Origin of the sequence: Pseudomonas sp. NS1(2017), assembly GCF_002269425.1 — a bacterium.
In the GTDB taxonomy this organism is placed as follows: Bacteria; Pseudomonadota; Gammaproteobacteria; order Pseudomonadales; family Pseudomonadaceae; genus Aquipseudomonas; species Aquipseudomonas reactans.
Genome location: NZ_CP022960.1, coordinates 3,805,568 through 3,822,411 on the forward strand (window position 1 = coordinate 3,805,568; position 16,844 = coordinate 3,822,411).

Annotated in this window: 16 protein-coding genes; 1 reads left to right on the forward strand and 15 read right to left on the reverse strand. The window is 60.7% G+C overall.

Annotated features, from left to right (window positions below; genetic code table 11):
• The first annotated feature begins 3 nt into the window (after window positions 1-3).
• Window positions 4-543, forward strand: a complete 540-nt coding sequence (gene tagF / locus CI807_RS18080) for a type VI secretion system-associated protein TagF (RefSeq protein ID WP_095015608.1) — start codon at window positions 4-6, stop codon at window positions 541-543.
• A 41-nt stretch (window positions 544-584) separates the two neighbouring features.
• Here tagF and CI807_RS18085 read toward each other — a convergent pair whose 3' ends face one another.
• The 15 genes from CI807_RS18085 to CI807_RS18155 all read right to left on the reverse strand — a co-directional run bounded on the left by CI807_RS18085 (window position 585) and on the right by CI807_RS18155 (window position 16,417).
• Window positions 585-899 carry a DNA-binding transcriptional regulator gene (locus CI807_RS18085; RefSeq protein ID WP_095015609.1) on the reverse strand — a complete coding sequence of 105 codons (315 nt, stop codon included), beginning with the start codon at window positions 897-899 and terminating at the stop codon, window positions 585-587.
• Window positions 889-1,239 carry a toxin gene (locus tag CI807_RS18090; RefSeq protein WP_071493394.1) on the reverse strand — a complete coding sequence of 117 codons (351 nt, stop codon included), beginning with the start codon at window positions 1,237-1,239 and terminating at the stop codon, window positions 889-891. Before CI807_RS18090 ends, CI807_RS18085 begins: the two co-directional genes overlap by 11 nt.
• A gap of 238 nt (window positions 1,240-1,477) precedes the next feature.
• A complete protein-coding gene (gene nuoN, locus CI807_RS18095) occupies window positions 1,478-2,941 on the reverse strand; it encodes an NADH-quinone oxidoreductase subunit NuoN (protein ID WP_028616809.1) in 1,464 nt (487 codons plus the stop codon).
• 7 nt (window positions 2,942-2,948) lie between these two features.
• Window positions 2,949-4,481, reverse strand: a complete 1,533-nt coding sequence (gene nuoM, locus CI807_RS18100; protein WP_010209575.1) for an NADH-quinone oxidoreductase subunit M — start codon at window positions 4,479-4,481, stop codon at window positions 2,949-2,951.
• Between the two features lie 40 nt (window positions 4,482-4,521).
• Window positions 4,522-6,375: an NADH-quinone oxidoreductase subunit L gene (nuoL, locus tag CI807_RS18105; protein WP_095015610.1), complete on the reverse strand. Its 1,854-nt coding sequence runs from the start codon at window positions 6,373-6,375 to the stop codon at window positions 4,522-4,524.
• Window positions 6,372-6,680: an NADH-quinone oxidoreductase subunit NuoK gene (gene nuoK, locus CI807_RS18110; RefSeq protein ID WP_003174727.1), complete on the reverse strand. Its 309-nt coding sequence runs from the start codon at window positions 6,678-6,680 to the stop codon at window positions 6,372-6,374. The genes nuoL and nuoK overlap by 4 nt, the downstream gene beginning before the upstream one ends.
• A 2-nt stretch (window positions 6,681-6,682) precedes the next feature.
• The gene (gene nuoJ / locus CI807_RS18115) at window positions 6,683-7,186 is read right to left on the reverse strand and encodes an NADH-quinone oxidoreductase subunit J (protein ID WP_016974946.1); all 504 of its coding nucleotides are present in this window, start codon (window positions 7,184-7,186) and stop codon (window positions 6,683-6,685) included.
• Between the two features lie 9 nt (window positions 7,187-7,195).
• Window positions 7,196-7,744 (reverse strand): NADH-quinone oxidoreductase subunit NuoI, encoded by a 549-nt coding sequence (gene nuoI / locus CI807_RS18120; protein WP_003174725.1) that lies wholly within the window; start codon window positions 7,742-7,744, stop codon window positions 7,196-7,198.
• A gap of 11 nt (window positions 7,745-7,755) precedes the next feature.
• Window positions 7,756-8,763 carry an NADH-quinone oxidoreductase subunit NuoH gene (gene nuoH / locus CI807_RS18125; RefSeq protein WP_017137518.1) on the reverse strand — a complete coding sequence of 336 codons (1,008 nt, stop codon included), beginning with the start codon at window positions 8,761-8,763 and terminating at the stop codon, window positions 7,756-7,758.
• Entirely contained in the window at window positions 8,760-11,474 is a 2,715-nt protein-coding gene (nuoG, locus tag CI807_RS18130; protein WP_095015611.1) for an NADH-quinone oxidoreductase subunit NuoG, read from the reverse strand. The genes nuoH and nuoG overlap by 4 nt, the downstream gene beginning before the upstream one ends.
• Window positions 11,475-11,609: 135 nt before the next feature.
• Window positions 11,610-12,965, reverse strand: a complete 1,356-nt coding sequence (gene nuoF / locus CI807_RS18135) for an NADH-quinone oxidoreductase subunit NuoF (protein WP_016975547.1) — start codon at window positions 12,963-12,965, stop codon at window positions 11,610-11,612.
• The gene (gene nuoE, locus CI807_RS18140) at window positions 12,962-13,459 is read right to left on the reverse strand and encodes an NADH-quinone oxidoreductase subunit NuoE (RefSeq protein ID WP_016975546.1); all 498 of its coding nucleotides are present in this window, start codon (window positions 13,457-13,459) and stop codon (window positions 12,962-12,964) included. Before nuoE ends, nuoF begins: the two co-directional genes overlap by 4 nt.
• 2 nt (window positions 13,460-13,461) lie before the next feature.
• Window positions 13,462-15,246, reverse strand: a complete 1,785-nt coding sequence (nuoC, locus tag CI807_RS18145) for an NADH-quinone oxidoreductase subunit C/D (protein WP_029293360.1) — start codon at window positions 15,244-15,246, stop codon at window positions 13,462-13,464.
• A 72-nt stretch (window positions 15,247-15,318) separates the two neighbouring features.
• Window positions 15,319-15,993 (reverse strand): NADH-quinone oxidoreductase subunit B family protein, encoded by a 675-nt coding sequence (locus CI807_RS18150; protein WP_016969249.1) that lies wholly within the window; start codon window positions 15,991-15,993, stop codon window positions 15,319-15,321.
• 10 nt (window positions 15,994-16,003) lie between these two features.
• On the reverse strand, window positions 16,004-16,417 hold the full coding sequence (locus CI807_RS18155; RefSeq protein ID WP_003219575.1) for an NADH-quinone oxidoreductase subunit A: 414 nt from the start codon (window positions 16,415-16,417) through the stop codon (window positions 16,004-16,006).
• Window positions 16,418-16,844 lie beyond the last annotated feature (427 nt).

Below are 16,844 nucleotides of genomic sequence, written 5' to 3' on the forward strand. Positions count from 1 at the left end.
GCCATGAATGGATTTTTTGGCAAGGTCCCCAGTTTGGGAGACTTTGTCAGTCGTCGTTTGCCAGCGGAATTCTTGCACCCGTGGGACGCCTGGTTACAGGCCGGCTTGCAGTGCAGTCGTGAGCGGTTGGTCGAGCAATGGCTGGAGGTGTACCTGTGCAGCCCGATCTGGCACTTTGCGTTGACGGCGGGTGTGTGTGGTGAACAGGGCTGGGCCGGGGTGATGATTCCCAGTGTGGATCGGGTGGGGCGCTATTTTCCACTGACGGTTGCTGCGCCGGTTGGAGACGGGCTGCTGTTGGATGCGACCTGGCATGGCGAGGTGGAGCGCTTCGCGTTGTCAGCCTTGAGCGAGGCGTTTTCCCTTGAGGTATTTGATGAGTCGGTACGGGCGTTGCCATTGCCGACGCTTATCGAACGAGCAGGTCCCGCCATGCGGGTATTGTTCTGGAGCGAGGGTTCCCCCCACGTTGCGCCGACGCGTTGGGAAGGGGAGGGATTGCCCGATGCCGAGACCTTTGCCGACATGCTCGGCGGCCCATAGCACTGAATGCAAAAGCCCCGAACCTGTCGGGGCTTTGCTGATCAACCTAACGCAGCGAGTTGCGCCACGGTTTCCGGGAAACGCGCCACCAGGCGAATCAGGGTGGCAGCCTGGGCGTTCGGCTTGGCCCGGCCTTGCTCCCAGTTTTCCAGGGTGCGGGTGTTGGTGCGCAGGTACATGGCGAACACCGACCGGGAGAGGTTGAGTTGTTGGCGCACGGCGACGACCTCCTCAGCGGTGAGCGGCGCCAGGTTTTTGAGGTAAACCTTGTGGGTTCGCAGGGTGACTTTGCCTTGGCGTTCGTCTGCCAGGGCGTCGAAGCCTTCGACCAGTTCGGAAAAGATTTCACGTTTCATGATGTGTTCTCGCTTTGATTTCCCTGTCCAGCATGTGTTTTAGGGCTTTTTTGTGCTGTGGTGTCAGGTCATCCTGTTCGTGCTTGCCGTACAGGGTGAACAGCCAGAATTGCGTGCCGCCCGACCACCAGTAGTAAATGACCCGCAGGCCACCGCGCTTGCCTTTATTGCGTCGCTCATCGATGAAGCGAACCTTGCGCAGTCCGCCTGTTCCCTCGATCACGTCTCCCGCTTCCGGGTTCTTCATCAACTCTTGTTGAAAACCCTGGAAAAGCTCGTCACTCAGATAGTCCTTGCGATGCCGCTCGAAGGCCGGCAGTTCGATAAATAGAGCATCCATGTTCTGTACGTAGCCTGCGTATAGTTTGGTGGCCCACTCGTGCTGGGTCAAGTGACCCTGCTGTGGGAACTTTCCTAAAACGCAGACACCATACGGCGGCCTTCATTGAGTAGATGCCGGATGAGGAGGCAGATGGGTGAGGAAATTTCCGTGAATGGGGGAGGGTAAAAGCGCCTCCTCCAGAAACGCAAAACGGCGCCCGAAGGCGCCGTTTTGTTTACTGCATCCCGCTAAGCGATCAAACGCCCAGCACCGCGTGCTGCACCAGGGTGAGCAACGGTTGTGGGTACACGCCCAGGAAGAACGCGAGCAGGGCGATGGCCAGCAGCATCACGCCGCCTGCCTTCTGTTCCCAATGCAGCTCAGCATCCACACGGCGCAGGTTTGGCTCGATCAGGTACAGGGTGACCATCACGCGCAGGTAGTAGAACACGCCGATGGCGCTGCCCAGTACCAGGGAGGCAACCAACCACCACTCGTGGGCTTCAACACCGGTGGCGACGATGTAGAACTTGCCGATGAAGCCCGCCGTCAGCGGAATACCGGCGAGGGACAGCATCATCACGGTCAGCACGGCGGTCAGGTACGGACGGCGCCAGAACAGGCCGCGGTATTCGTACAGGGCGTCGGCGTCACGGCCTTTGAATGGCGAGGACATCAGCGTGATCACGCCGAATGCGCCCAGGCTGGTGATCACGTAGGTGACCAGGTACACGCCCATGGCTTCCACGGCCAGGCCTTTGCTCGCCACCAGGGCGATCAGCAGGTAGCCGAAGTGAGCGATGGAGGAGTAACCCAGCAGACGCTTGAGGTTGTTCTGGGTCAGGGCCAGCAGGTTGCCGAACAGGATCGACGCGATGGCGATCACGGTCAGCACGGTGCTCAGTACACCGGTGTTGGCAGCAGGCGAGATCTGGAACAGACGCACCATCACCGCAAACACAGCAACCTTCGACGCGGTGGCCAGGAACGCCGCCACCGGCGCCGGGGCGCCTTCGTACACGTCCGGGGTCCACAGGTGGAACGGCACCAACGACAGCTTGAACGCCAGGCCGATCAACATCATCGCCAGGCCCAGTTGGGCGATTGGCGCAGGCATGTTGGTGGTGGCCAGGGCGTGACCGATACCGGTGAAGCTCAGGCTGCCGGCTTCGGCGTAGAGCAGGGCCATACCAAACAACAGGAACGCGGAACCCGCCGCCGACAGCACCATGTACTTGATGCCGGCTTCCAGGGAGCGCTTGTTGAAGAAGGCGTAGGCCACCAGGCCGTAGGTCGGGATCGACAGCAGTTCCAGGCCGATGAACAGGCCTGCCAGGTGCTGTGCGCTGACCAGCACGATACCGCCGGCCGCCGCCAGCAGGATCAGCAGGTACAGCTCTTCCTTGTTGCCTGGGTAGCCGGTGCCGCCTTCGCCCATGTAGGCGTGGGCGAGGGTGACGCACGCCAGGGTCGCGACCAGGATGAGCGCGATATACAGCAGGGCGAAGTCATCCACCATCATCAACGGCGTGACCGCCAATGGCGCGACCTTGAGGGCCGGGATGATCGACAGCAGGGCCAGGTTGAGGCCGGCACAGGACAGCAGGAACGTTTGCGAGTGATTGCGGCGCCAGGCGATTGCCAGCATCACCACCACGATGGTGAGGCTGGTAATCAGCAGCGGCGCAAGCGCGATAAAGTGTTGGATCGTGAATTCCATAGCGCTCTTACCGGGCCGAAGCGAGTTGAGAGAAGGCGGTGCCGAACCACTGCTGCACGCCATGCATCGTCGCGGCAGAAGTGTCCAGGAACGGTTGCGGGTACACGCCGATGTAGATCAGCAGCACCGCAAGGCCGAGCACCATGATCAGTTCGCGAGCATCCATCCCTTGCAGGACAGTGTCGGACTTGGCCGGGCCGAAGTAGGCGCGGTGGATCATGATCAGCGAGTAAACCGAACCAAACACCAGGCCGGAGGTAGCAATCGCACTGATCCACGGTGTTTGCACGAATGCACCCATCAGGATCAGGAACTCGCCGATGAAGTTGCCGGTGCCCGGCAAGCCCAGGGACGCGGCGGCGAAGAACAGGCTGATCGCCGGCAGGTACGCGATGCGCGACCACACGCCACCCATTTCACGCATGTCACGGGTGTGCAGGCGCTCGTACAACTGGCCACTCAGGATAAAGAGGGCAGCGGCCGAAACACCGTGGGCCAACATCTGGATGACTGCGCCTTGCAGCGCCAGTTGGCTGCCGGAGTAGATGCCGATCAGTACGAAACCCATGTGGGACACGGACGAGAACGCAATCAGGCGCTTGATGTCGGTTTGCGCGAAGGCCAGGAACGCACCGTAGAAGATCCCGATCAGACCCAGGGTCATGGCGATCGGCGCGAACTCGGCCGAGGCATTCGGGAACAACGGCAGGGCGAAACGCAGCAGACCATACGCAGCGGTCTTCAACAGGATACCGGCCAGGTCCACGGAACCTGCGGTCGGCGCCTGGGCGTGAGCGTCAGGCAGCCAGGAGTGGAACGGCACCACCGGCAGCTTCACCGCGAAGGCGATGAAGAAGCCCAGCATCAGGATGTACTCGGTGGTCAGGGACATCTTGGTCTTCAACAGGTCGGCGTAGTTGAAGGTGATCACGCCGGTGTTGTTGAAGTTGACCAGTACCAGGCCCAGGATCGCCACCAACATGATCAGGCCGGAAGCCTGGGTGAAGATGAAGAACTTGGTCGCCGCGTAGATCCGGGTTTTCTTGCCGTCCGAAGAACTGTGACCCCAGAGCGCGATGAGGAAGTACATCGGCACCAGCATCATTTCCCAGAAGAAGAAGAACATGAACAGGTCGAGGGCGAGGAACACGCCGACAACGCCGCCCAGGATCCACATCAGGTTCAGGTGGAAGAAGCCCACGTGACGCTGGATCTCTTTCCAGGAGCAGAGTACCGAGAGGATACCCAGCAGGCCGGTCAGCAGGATCATCAACAGCGACAGGCCATCGAGGGCCAGGTGCACGTTGATGCCGAAGCGCTGGATCCACACGTGCTTGAATTCAAGCGCGAAGGTCGGATCGACACCCGGTGCCGGAGCAAATGAATAGTCACCATGGGCCCACAGCCAGAGGCCGAGTGCGAGTTCCAGGGACATGGTCAGCAACGCAATCCAGCGGGGGAGGGTGGCGCCGAAGCGTTCACCCATCCAGCAGAGCAGGCCGCCGATAAAGGGGATCAGGATTAGCCAGGGCAGAATCATGACAGGCTCGTTTCCTTTCGCAGGTTCGCAATATTCATAGTCAGACCGCTACCACAACGATGGCGCCGATCACCAGCACGGCACCGGCAGCCATGGAAGCGGCATACCAACGCAGTTGACCGGTCTCGCTGCGGCTCAGGGCGGTGTGACCGGCCTTGGCGGCACGCGGGATCAAACCGATGGTCTGGTCGAGCGGGTCTTTGCGCAGTACGTGGCTGATGGCCAGGTAAGGCTTGACGAACAGTTTGTCGTAGATCCAGTCGAAGCCCCAGGCAGCGAACCACCAGGCCGACAGGAAGCGGCCAATGCCACTGTTGGCCACGGCGGTCACGAAGCGACGCTTGCCGAGGAACAGCAGGGCGGCCAGCAGGATACCGGCAATGGCGATGGCGCCCGAGGCGATTTCCAGGCTGTGCTGGGCTTCGCCGCCGGCATGGCCGACGCTTTGTGGCAACACACCGTGCAGCGGCGGGGTGATCATGGCGCCGACGAAGGTCGACAGCACGATCAGCACCGACAATGGCAACCAGTGCGAAATGCCGTGGCCTGCGTGTGCTTCGGTCTTGGCTTCACCGTGGAAGGTGATGAAGATCAGGCGGAAGGTGTACAGCGAGGTCATGAACGCACCCACCAGGCCTGCGTACAGCAGGTTCTGGTTACCGCTGGCAAAGGCTTCCCAGAGGATTTCGTCCTTCGAGTAGAAACCGGCGGTCACCAACGGCAGGGCGGCCAGGGCGGCACCACCAACGATGAAGCTGGCGTAGGCCAGTGGCAGTTTCTTCCACAGGCCGCCCATCTTGAAGATGTTCTGCTCGTGGTGGCAGGCAACGATCACCGCACCGGACGCCAGGAACAGCAGGGCCTTGAAGAAGGCGTGGGTCATCAGGTGGAAGATCGCCGCGTCCCAGGCGCCAACGCCCAGGGCCAGGAACATGTAGCCGATCTGGCTCATGGTCGAGTAGGCGAGGATGCGCTTGATGTCGGTCTGCACCAGCGCGGCGAAGCCGGCCAGTACCAGCGTCACGCCACCCACGATGCCCACCAGGTGCAGGATGTCCGGCGCCAGAGTGAACAGGCCGTGGGTACGGGCGATCAGGTAGACACCGGCGGTGACCATGGTTGCCGCGTGGATCAGTGCGGAAACAGGGGTAGGACCGGCCATCGCATCCGCCAGCCAGGTTTGCAGCGGCAGTTGCGCGGATTTACCCACGGCGCCACCCAGCAGCATCAGAGTGGCCAGGGTGATCCAGAAGTCGCCAACCTGGAATTTCTGCGGTGCCAGCACCAGCAGTTCCTGGATATTCAGCGTGCCCACCTGTTGGAACAGGATGAACAGGCCGATGGCCATGAACACGTCGCCGATCCGGGTGACGATGAAGGCCTTGAGTGCCGCGTTACCGTTGTTGCGGTTGCTGTAGTAGAAACCGATCAACAGGTACGAGCACAGGCCCACGCCTTCCCAGCCGAAGTACAGGAACAACAGGTTATCGCCGAGCACCAGGAACAGCATGCTGGCGATAAACAGGTTGGTGTACGAGAAGAAGCGCGAGTAACCGGCTTCACCGCGCATGTACCAGGACGCGAACAAGTGGATCAGGAAGCCTACACCCACCACCACGCCGAGCATGGTGATCGACAGGCCGTCGACATAGAGAGCGAAGTTAGGCTTGAAGCCTTCCACCGACATCCACTGCCACAGCACCAGGGTGTAGTGACCGCCTTCCGGCGGCGCCACGTTGAATTGCCAGATGACGTAGGCGGCCACAATCGCCGACAAGCCAATGGAACCCACGCCCACCAGGGCAGACAGGTTTTCCGACCAGCGCCCGCGAGAGAACGACAGCAGCAGGAAACCGATCAGGGGGAATACGAAAGTCAGAAAGATCATGTTCATCCGCGCATCTCACTGGCAGCGTCGATATCAAGCGTGTGGAAGCGACGATACAGTTGCAGCAGGATCGCCAGGCCAATGCTGGCCTCGGCGGCTGCCAGGCTGATCACCAGGATGAACATGACTTGTCCATCCGGCTGGCCCCAACGTGCACCCGCAACGATGAACGCCAGTGCGGCGGCGTTCATCATGATTTCCAGGCTCATCAACACGAACAGAATGTTACGGCGAACCATCAGGCCGACCAGGCCAAGGCAGAACAGGATGCCGGCGACCGCCAGACCATGCTCCAAAGGGATAGCAGGCATCGTCATTGCTCCTTGGCTTCGTTGCGGCCCAAGTGGAAGGCGGTGATGGCTGCGGCGAGCAGCAGCATCGAAGCCAGTTCGACCACCAGCAGGTACGGGCCGAACAGGCTGATGCCCACGGCCTTCGCGTCTACGGTGGTGTGGCCGATGGCCTGGCCGCTCTGGTGAGCGAACAGCACATACAGCAGTTCACCCAGCAGCAGGGCTGCGAGGATAACCGGGCCGAGCCAGATGCCGGGCTTGAGCCAGACGCGTTCCTGGGCGACCGAAGCCGGCCCCAGGTTGAGCATCATCACCACAAACACGAAAAGCACCATGATGGCGCCCGCATAGGCGATCACTTCCAGCACGCCGGCGAACGGGGCGCCGAGTGCGAAGAAGGTCATGGCCACGGCGATCAACGAAATGATCAGGTAGAGCAGGGCGTGCACAGGATTGGTGTTGGTGATCACGCGAAGCGTGGACACCACTGCAATACCGGACGCGAAATAGAAAGCGAATTCCATCTTTCTTCCTTAAGGCAGCAAGCTCTTCACGTTGATCGGCTCGGCTTCGTTTTGTGCGGCGCCTTTCGGCTTACCGGCAACGGCCATACCTGCAACACGATAGAAGTTGTAATCAGGGTTTTTACCGGGACCAGAGATCAGCAGATCTTCTTTCTCGTACACCAGGTCCTGACGTTTGAACTCGGCCATCTCGAAATCCGGTGTCAGCTGGATCGCGGTGGTCGGGCAAGCTTCCTCGCAGAGGCCGCAGAAAATGCAGCGCGAGAAGTTGATGCGGAAGAAGTCCGGGTACCAGCGACCGTCTTCGGTTTCAGCTTTCTGCAGGGAGATGCAACCCACCGGGCACGCCACGGCGCACAGGTTGCAGGCTACGCAACGCTCTTCGCCATCGGGGTCGCGGGTCAGCACGATACGGCCGCGATAGCGCGGCGGCAGGTACACCGCTTCTTCCGGGTATTGCAGGGTGTCGCGTTTGCGGAAGCCGTGACCGAACACCATCACCAGGCTTCGCAACTGGGTACCGGTACCCTTAACGATGTCGCCAATATATTTGAACATGGGTCAAATCCTCACTGAACCGCGCCGGCTGGCGTGTTCAACAACACAACGGCAGCCGTCACCAGCAAATTGATCAGGGTCAGTGGCAGGCAGAAGCGCCAGCTGAAATCCATCACCTGGTCGTATCGTGGACGCGGAATGGAAGCGCGCAGCAGGATAAACAACATGATGAAGAACGCGGTCTTCAGGAAGAACCAGAAGAACGCCAACTGCGGCAGGATGCCGAACGGACCGTGCCAGCCGCCAAAGAACAGCGTGACCAGCAGGGCCGAGATCAAGATGATGCCGATGTACTCACCGACGAAGAACATGCCCCATTTCATGCCGGCGTATTCGATGTGGTAGCCGTCGGCCAGTTCCTGTTCCGCTTCCGGCTGGTCGAACGGGTGACGGTGAGTCACGGCGACGCCAGCGATGAAGAAGGTACAGAAGCCGAAGAACTGCGGAATGATGAACCACAGGTTCTGCGCCTGGTACTCGACGATGTCGCGCATGTTGAACGAGCCCACCTGCACCACGATGCCCATCAGCGCGAGGCCCATGAACACTTCGTAGGACACGGTCTGGGCCGAAGCCCGCAAGCTGCCCAGCAGGGCGAACTTGTTGTTGCTCGACCAACCGGCGAACAGCACCGCGTAGACCGACAAACCGGCCATGGCGAAGAAGAACAGCAAGCCGATGTTCAGGTCCGCCACGCCCCAGGTCGGGGTGATCGGGATGATCGCGAAGGCGATCAACAAGGCGCTCATGGCCACGACCGGTGCCAGGGTGAAGATCACCTTGTCGGCAAACGGCGGGGTCCAGTCTTCCTTGAAGAACATTTTCAGCATGTCGGCCGCGATCTGGAACATACCGAATGGGCCAACGCGGTTGGGACCGTAACGGTCCTGCCACCAGCCCAGCAGGCGACGTTCGACGAAGCTGAGCAGGGCGCCCGCGACGACCACGGCCAACAGGATCACGATGGCCTTGACCACCGAAATGATCACGTCAATTACTTCCGGCGTGAACCAAGTCATTGCGCTGCCTCCTGCAGACCGTCAACGGTTTTGCCAAAGATCGCCGCTGGAATGCCGGCGAAACCCTTCGGCAGTGCAACCAGGCCAGCGCCCAGCTCGTCGTTGATGCGCAGCGGCAGACGCAGGGTCTGGCCGGCCACGTTCAGGCTGAGCAGGGCACCATCGTTGACGCCCAGGCGGTCGGCTTCGGACTTGGCCAGGGAAACGTAGGCGGCTGGGATGCGCTCTTGCACCGGGGCGGCTTTCGAAGAGTTCTCTTCGCTGCCGAACAGGTGGAAGAACGGCACGACCTGCCAAGTGCCCTGGGCCGGGTTGAATGGACGTGGTACGGCAGAGAACCAGTTCAACGAATCACCGGTGCTTTCGATCAGGCGCGTGCCCGGGTCGCCAGCACGAATGTGACCACCGACTTCGTCCTGGAACTTGTTCCAGGCTTGCGGCGAGTTCCAGCCCGGCGACCAGGCGAACGGCACCTGTTGGCGCGGTTCGGCCGAACCCGAGTAACCTTCCATGGAGAAGGCGAACGCGGTGTCGTTGTCTTGCGGGGTTCGTGGTTCATGCACGCTGATGTTGGCACGCATGGCGGTACGACCGGAGTAGCGCAGCGGTTCACGGGCGAGCTTCATGCCCTTGATGCGGAACGCGGCGGACGGCGCAGCGTCGACGATACGTGCCAGCTGCGGCGCGCTCGCGGCGGCAGCGGCGGTCACGTGGTCGAGCTGGGTCCAGTCGATCGGCTGGTTCAGCAGGGTCGCGCGCAGGGCATGCAGCCAGCGCCAGCCTTCGTGAACCAGGATGCTGGCGTCCATGTACTTCGGATCGAACACCTGGAAGAAGCGCTGGGCGCGGCCTTCCTGGCTGACCAGGGTACCGTCGCCTTCGGCGAAGGTGGCGGCTGGCAGGACCAGGTCGGCGCGCTCGCTGGTAGCCGTCTTCTGGTGGTCGGCAACGATCAGCACCTTGGCGGCGTTGAGCGCAGCGTCAACCTTGGCGGCATCGGTGCGGGTGTACAGGTCGTTTTCCAGCACCACGATGGCGTCGGCGTTGCCGTCGATCACCGCTTGCAGGCCAGCGTCCAGGGACTCGCCACCGAGCATGGCCAGGCCAAGGCTGTTGGCTTCCGGCACGACCAGGCTGATGGAGCCGTTCTTGTCGCGCAGCTTCAAGGCTTTGGCGATGTTGGCAGCGGCTTCGATCAACGCCTTGGAACCCAACGAGGTGCCGGCGATGATCAATGGACGCTTGGCCGCCAGCAGGGCTTCGGCGATGCGCTGGGCCAGTTCAACGGCTTCAGCGTCCAGGCCTTCGACGGCAGGCGCGCTGGCGTCGAGGGCGTGGGCCACGGCGAAACCGATGCGGGCCAGGTCGTCCGGTGCTGCGTGCACGCATTCTTCGGCGATGTCGTCGAGCTTGGTCTCAGCCAGGCTGGCGATAAACAGCGGGTTCAGCGCGTGCTGGCCGATGTTTTTCACGGCGGCGTCGAGCCAAGGCTGTACGCGCATGGCGTCGGCCATGTCTTCAGCCTTGCCTTTGACCGACTGGCGCAGCGAAAGGGCGATGCGCGCGGCGGTCTGGGTCAGGTCTTCACCGAGCACGAAGATGGCGTCGTGGTCCTCGATGTCGCGCATGTTCGGCACCGGCAGCGGGCTGTCGTTCAGCACTTGCAGGACCAGGCGGATGCGCTCCAGCTCATCGGCTTCAATACCGGAGTAGAAGTGCTCGGCGCCAACCAGTTCGCGCAACGCGTAGTTGCTTTCGAGGCTGGCGCGCGGCGAACCGATACCCACGATGTTGCGGCCGCGCAGCAGGTCGGCGGCTTTATCCAGGGCGTCGTCCAGGCTCAGTTTGCCGCCGTTGGCCAGCAGTGGCTGGCGTGGGCGGTCTTCGCGGTTGACGTAGCCATAGCCGAAGCGGCCACGGTCGCACAGGAAGTACTGGTTGACCGAACCGTTGAAGCGGTTTTCGATGCGACGCAGTTCACCGTAGCGCTCACCCGGGGAGATGTTGCAACCGCTGGAGCAGCCATGGCAGATGCTCGGGGCGAATTGCATGTCCCACTTACGGTTGTAGCGCTCGGAGTGCGTCTTGTCGGTGAATACACCGGTCGGGCAGACCTCGGTGAGGTTGCCGGAGAACTCACTTTCGAGCACACCGTCTTCAACGCGACCGAAGTACACGTTGTCGTGGGCGCCGAACACGCCCAGGTCAGTGCCGCCTGCGTAGTCTTTATAGAAGCGCACGCAGCGATAGCAGGCGATGCAGCGGTTCATTTCGTGGGAAATGAACGGGCCGAGGTCCTGGTTCTGGTGGGTACGCTTGGTGAAGCGATAACGGCGCTCGTTGTGGCCGGTCATCACCGTCATGTCTTGCAGGTGGCAGTGACCGCCTTCCTCACAGACTGGGCAGTCGTGAGGGTGGTTGGTCATCAGCCATTCGACGACACTGGCGCGGAACGCCTTGGATTCTTCATCTTCGATGGAGATCCAGGTGTTGTCGGTGGCTGGGGTCATGCACGACATGACGATACGACCACGGGTGTCGTTCTCGTCAGTGTACTGCTTGACCGCGCACTGGCGACAGGCACCGACGCTACCAAGCGCGGGGTGCCAGCAGAAATACGGGATGTCGAGGCCTAATGAGAGACATGCCTGTAACAGGTTGTCTGCCCCATCGACTTCGAGCGCTTTGCCGTCTACGTGGATAGTGGCCATGGTTCAAAGTTCTTCGTTGGCCCGTTGTCAGCGGGCGTGGCTAATGGAATCTTGTTATTCATGGGCATCAACACAGCCTTTACGGCGTCAGCCCATGAGAAAGCTACGGGTGTGGACCCTTCGCCTTTTAAAGCGTTACGCGCCGACTACGATCGGCTTCGCCAGAGGCGGGACGGCGGCGCTGGTAGGCGCGATGCCGGCTTCGAACTCCGAGCGGAAGTATTTGATGGCACTGCCCAATGGCTCCACGGCGCCCGGTGCGTGAGCACAGAAGGTTTTGCCAGGGCCGAGGAAACCGACCAGACCGAGCAGGGTTTCGATATCACCCTCGCGGCCTTCGCCATTTTCCAGCGCCATCAGCAGCTTCACGCTCCACGGCAGACCGTCGCGGCATGGGGTGCAGAAACCGCAGGATTCACGGGCAAAGAACTGCTCCATGTTGCGTAGCAACGAGACCATGTTCACGGTGTTGTCCACCGCCATCGCCAGGCCCGTACCCATCCGGGTGCCGACCTTGCCGATGCCGCCGGCGTACATCTGTGCGTCGAGGTGCTCGGGGAGCAGGAAGCCGGTACCGGCGCCGCCTGGCTGCCAGGCTTTCAAGGTGTAGCCGTCGCGCATGCCGCCGGCGTAGTCCTCGAACAGCTCGCGTGCGGTCACGCCGAAAGGCAGCTCCCACAGGCCAGGGTTCTTGACCTTGCCGGAGAAGCCCATGAGCTTGGTGCCCATGTCTTCACTGCCTTCGCGGGCCAACGATTTGTACCAGTCCACGCCATCGGCGATGATCGCCGGCACGTTGCACAGGGTTTCGACGTTGTTCACGCAGGTCGGCTTGCCCCACACGCCCACGGCGGCAGGGAAGGGCGGCTTGGAACGCGGGTTGGCGCGGCGGCCTTCGAGGGAGTTGATCAGTGCGGTTTCTTCACCGCAGATATAACGCCCGGCGCCGGTGTGCACGAACAGTTCGAAGTCAAAACCCGAACCGAGGATGTTCTTGCCCAACAGGCCTGCTGCCTTGGCTTCTTCTACCGCACGGTTGAGGTGCTTGGCGGCGGTGGTGTATTCGCCACGCAGGAAGATATAGCCACGGTAGGTTTTCAACGCGCGGGCGCTGATCAGCATGCCTTCGATCAGCAGATGGGGCAGTTGCTCCATCAGCATGCGGTCTTTCCAGGTGTTCGGCTCCATTTCATCCGCGTTGCACAGCAGGTAGCGGATGTTGATGGATTCGTCCTTGGGCATCAGGCCCCACTTAACGCCCGTGGGGAAGCCTGCACCGCCGCGGCCTTTAAGGCCGGCGTCTTTCACGGTCTGGACGATGTCGTCCTGGGCCATGTCGGCAAAGGCTTTGCGCGCCGCCGCGTAACCGTTCTTGGCCTGGTACTCGTCGAGCCACACGGGCTCGGCATCGTCACGCAGGCGCCAGGTCAGCGGGTGGGTCTCAGGCGAACGCTTGATCAGGTTGGCCGGGCCGAAAGATGTAAGGGTCATGGGTAGCCCTCGAGCAATTGGGTCACGCCAGTTGCCTGCACGTCACCGAATGTGTCGTCGTCGATCATCAACGCCGGCGCCTTGTCGCAGTTGCCCAGGCAGCACACTGGCAGCAGCGTGAAGCGGCCGTCAGGGGTGGTCTGGCCGAGGCCGATGCCCAGTTTGGTCTGGATCGCGTCAACCACCGATTCGTGGCCGCCGATGTAGCAGACCATGCTGTCGCACACGCGAATGATGTGGCGACCGACCGGCTGACGGAAGATCTGGCTGTAGAACGTGGCCACGCCTTCAACGTCGCTGGCAGGGATGCCGAGGATCTCGCCGATGGCGTAGAGGGCGCCGTCAGGCACCCAGCCACGTTCCTTCTGGACGATCTTCAAGGCTTCGATCGACGCCGCGCGCGGGTCTTCGTAGTGATGCAGCTCGTGCTCGATGGCCGAGCGCTCGGTTTCACTCAAGGTGAAACGGTCTGTCTGGATAAGCGTGCTGTTCATGCTTAGCGGTCCACGTCGGCCATAACGAAATCGATACTACCCAGGTACGCAATCAAGTCCGCGACCATCTCGCCTTTGATCACCGAAGGGATCTGCTGCAAGTGGGCAAAGCTTGGGGTACGGATCCGGGTGCGGTAGCTCATGGTGCCGCCATCGCTCGTCAGGTAATAACTGTTGATACCCTTGGTCGCTTCAATCATCTGGAAGGATTCGTTGGCCGGCATGACCGGGCCCCACGAAACTTGCAGGAAGTGCGTGATCAGGGTTTCGATGTGCTGCAGCGTGCGTTCTTTCGGCGGCGGCGTGGTCAGCGGGTGATCCGCCTTGTACGGGCCGGCCGGCATGTTGCGCATGCACTGCTCGATGATCTTCAGGCTCTGGCGCATTTCTTCGACGCGCACGATGCAACGGTCGTAGGCATCGCCATTGGCCGCCAGCGGCACTTCGAATTCGAAGTTCTCGTAGCCCGAGTACGGACGCGCTTTACGCAGGTCGAAATCGCAACCTGTTGAGCGAAGGCCAGCCCCGGTGACGCCCCATTCCAGGGCCTCTTTGGTGTTGTACTGGGCGACGCCGATGGTACGGCCCTTGAGGATGCTGTTGTCCAGCGCAGCCTTTTGGTACTCATCCAGACGCTTGGGCATCCAGTCGATGAATTCCTTGACCAGGCGCTCCCAGCCATTCGGCAGGTCGTGGGCAACACCGCCGATGCGGTACCAGGCCGGGTGCAGGCGGAAACCAGTGATGGCTTCGATGACCTTGTAGGCGCGCTGACGGTCGGTGAAGGTGAAGAACACCGGGGTCATGGCGCCGACGTCCTGGATATACGTACCCAGGAACAGCAGGTGGCTGGTGATCCGGAAGAACTCGGCCATCATGATGCGGATGGTGTCGACGCGGTCGGGCACCTTGATGCCGGCCAGCTTCTCGACCGAGAGCACGTACGGCAGGTTGTTCATCACGCCGCCGAGGTAGTCGATACGGTCGGTGTACGGGATGAAGCTGTGCCAGGACTGACGCTCGGCCATCTTCTCGGCACCACGGTGGTGGTAGCCGATGTCCGGGACGCAGTCGACGATTTCTTCGCCGTCCAGTTGCAGGATGATACGGAAGGCACCGTGGGCCGAAGGGTGGTTCGGGCCCAGGTTGAGGAACATATAGTCCTCGTTGGTGCCAGAGCGTTTCATGCCCCAGTCTTCCGGACGGAAACGCGCCGCTTCCTCTTCAAGCTGTTGCTTGGCGAGGTTGAGGCTGAACGGATCGAATTCGGTGGCGCGGGCAGGGAAGTCCTTGCGCAGCGGGTGACCTTCCCAGGTCGGCGGCATCATGATGCGCGTCAGGTGCGGGTGACCCGGGAAGTCGATACCGAACATGTCCCACACTTCACGCTCGTACCAGCTGGCGTTCGGCCAGATACCGGTGACGGTCGGGATGCTCAAGTCGCTTTCGTTTAGTGCGACCTTGATCATCACGTCGCTGTTACGTTCCAGCGACATCAGGTGGTAGAACACGGTGAAATCGGCGCCGCTCGGCAGCCCTTGACGCTTGGTGCGCAGACGCTCGTCCACGCCATGCAGGTCATAGAGCATGACGTACGGCTTGGGCAGGTTGCGCAGGAAGGTCAGGACTTCGACGAGCTTGGCACGCGCCACCCACAGCACCGGCATACCGGTGCGTGTGGCCTGGGCGGTGAAGGCGTCAGGGCCAAAACGGTTATTGAGTTCGACGACCACATCCTGGTCGTCTGCCTTATAAGGCGGGATGTACAGAGCGCTGCCTGTAGTCATGGTTTTTTTATCGCTTTCGGTCAACGTAAAGAATGAAGCCAGGTGTTCGTTCTATAAAAGAAGCGGGCTGGATCAGACTTCGTCAGGGCTGCGCAGGTTGGTGACTGCGATTCGCTGTTCGCGGCGCTCTTCCTTTTGCGAAGGCATCTCGGCGCGATACACGCCTTGATCGCCGACGACCCAGGACAGCGGGCGACGCTCCTTGCCAATCGATTCCTGCAACAGCATCAAGCCTTGCAGGAACGCTTCAGGGCGGGGCGGGCAGCCAGGCACGTAGACGTCCACGGGCAGGAACTTGTCCACCCCTTGAACGACGGAGTAGATGTCGTACATGCCACCGGAGTTGGCGCACGAACCCATGGAGATAACCCACTTCGGTTCGAGCATTTGCTCGTAGAGACGCTGGATGATCGGCGCCATCTTGATAAAGCAGGTACCGGCGATAACCATGAAATCCGCCTGGCGCGGTGATGCCCGGATCACTTCGGCGCCAAAGCGCGCGATGTCGTGGGGCGCCGTGAAGGCGGTGGTCATTTCCACGTAGCAGCACGAAAGACCGAAGTTGTACGGCCACAGGGAGTTTTTACGCCCCCAGTTGACCGCGCCACTCAGCACGTCTTCCAACTTGCCCATGTAGATGTTTTTGTGGACTTGGTCTTCTAACGGGTCGGAAACGGTTTCCCGTTCGCCGATGGGGTACTGCTCGTTAGGAGCATCCGGGTCGATCCTGGTGAGATTGTATTGCATCGCCAAAGCCTCATTGTTTCAGCTTCGCTTGCCGCTTACGACGAGCTTCCGGAGCCCAATCAAGGGCGCCCACTCGGAATAGGTAGACAAGGCCTGCCAACAGAATTGCTATGAAAACGAGAGCTTCGACGAATCCGGTCCAGCCGCTTTCGCGGACGGACACAGACCAGGCAAAGAGAAAGAGGGCTTCGATATCGAAGATCACGAACAGCATCGCGACCAGATAGAATTTGGCTGAGAGCCGCAAGCGGGCGCCACCTGTAGGCAGCATGCCGGACTCGAACGGTTCATTTTTGCTGCGGCCCCAGGCTTTTGACCCGAGGAGGCTGGAGACACCAAGCATGAAGGCGCAGAGGCCGACAACACCGAGGAGGAAAATGGCAAAGCCCCAGTTGTGGGCCATGAGTCCTGTCGCTTCGGTCATGCTGGAAATCCTTAACAGAGAGCAAAAGTCTCTGAGCTCGAAAAAGTAACGATGCAGTGACGATATGTCGCACTGCAATCAATCGCGGTGATTTTATGGCTAAACACCGGGCAAGTAAAATTCCTATAGCGAAATTATTCGATGGAATAAGGACATAGTGCACCTTCGTGGGGCTGTAGCCCTTGTGTGGTGGGCATTAGCGGGCATTTAATCAAATGTGTTTTGTTTGTCCTGTAACGAAGTTTTCATGCGCTAAATGATAATGAATATTGTTTGCGTGGGGTTTAAGCGAATGTTTCTCGTGTGGCGAGGGAAGTTGCCGTTACTTGCTAGAGTGTCGCTTAGTTGCTGACGGGGATCTTTTAACCGATCTGATCCACGCGAATACCGCTCTGGATCAATGTTTTGACAAAAAAACGCCCCGAAC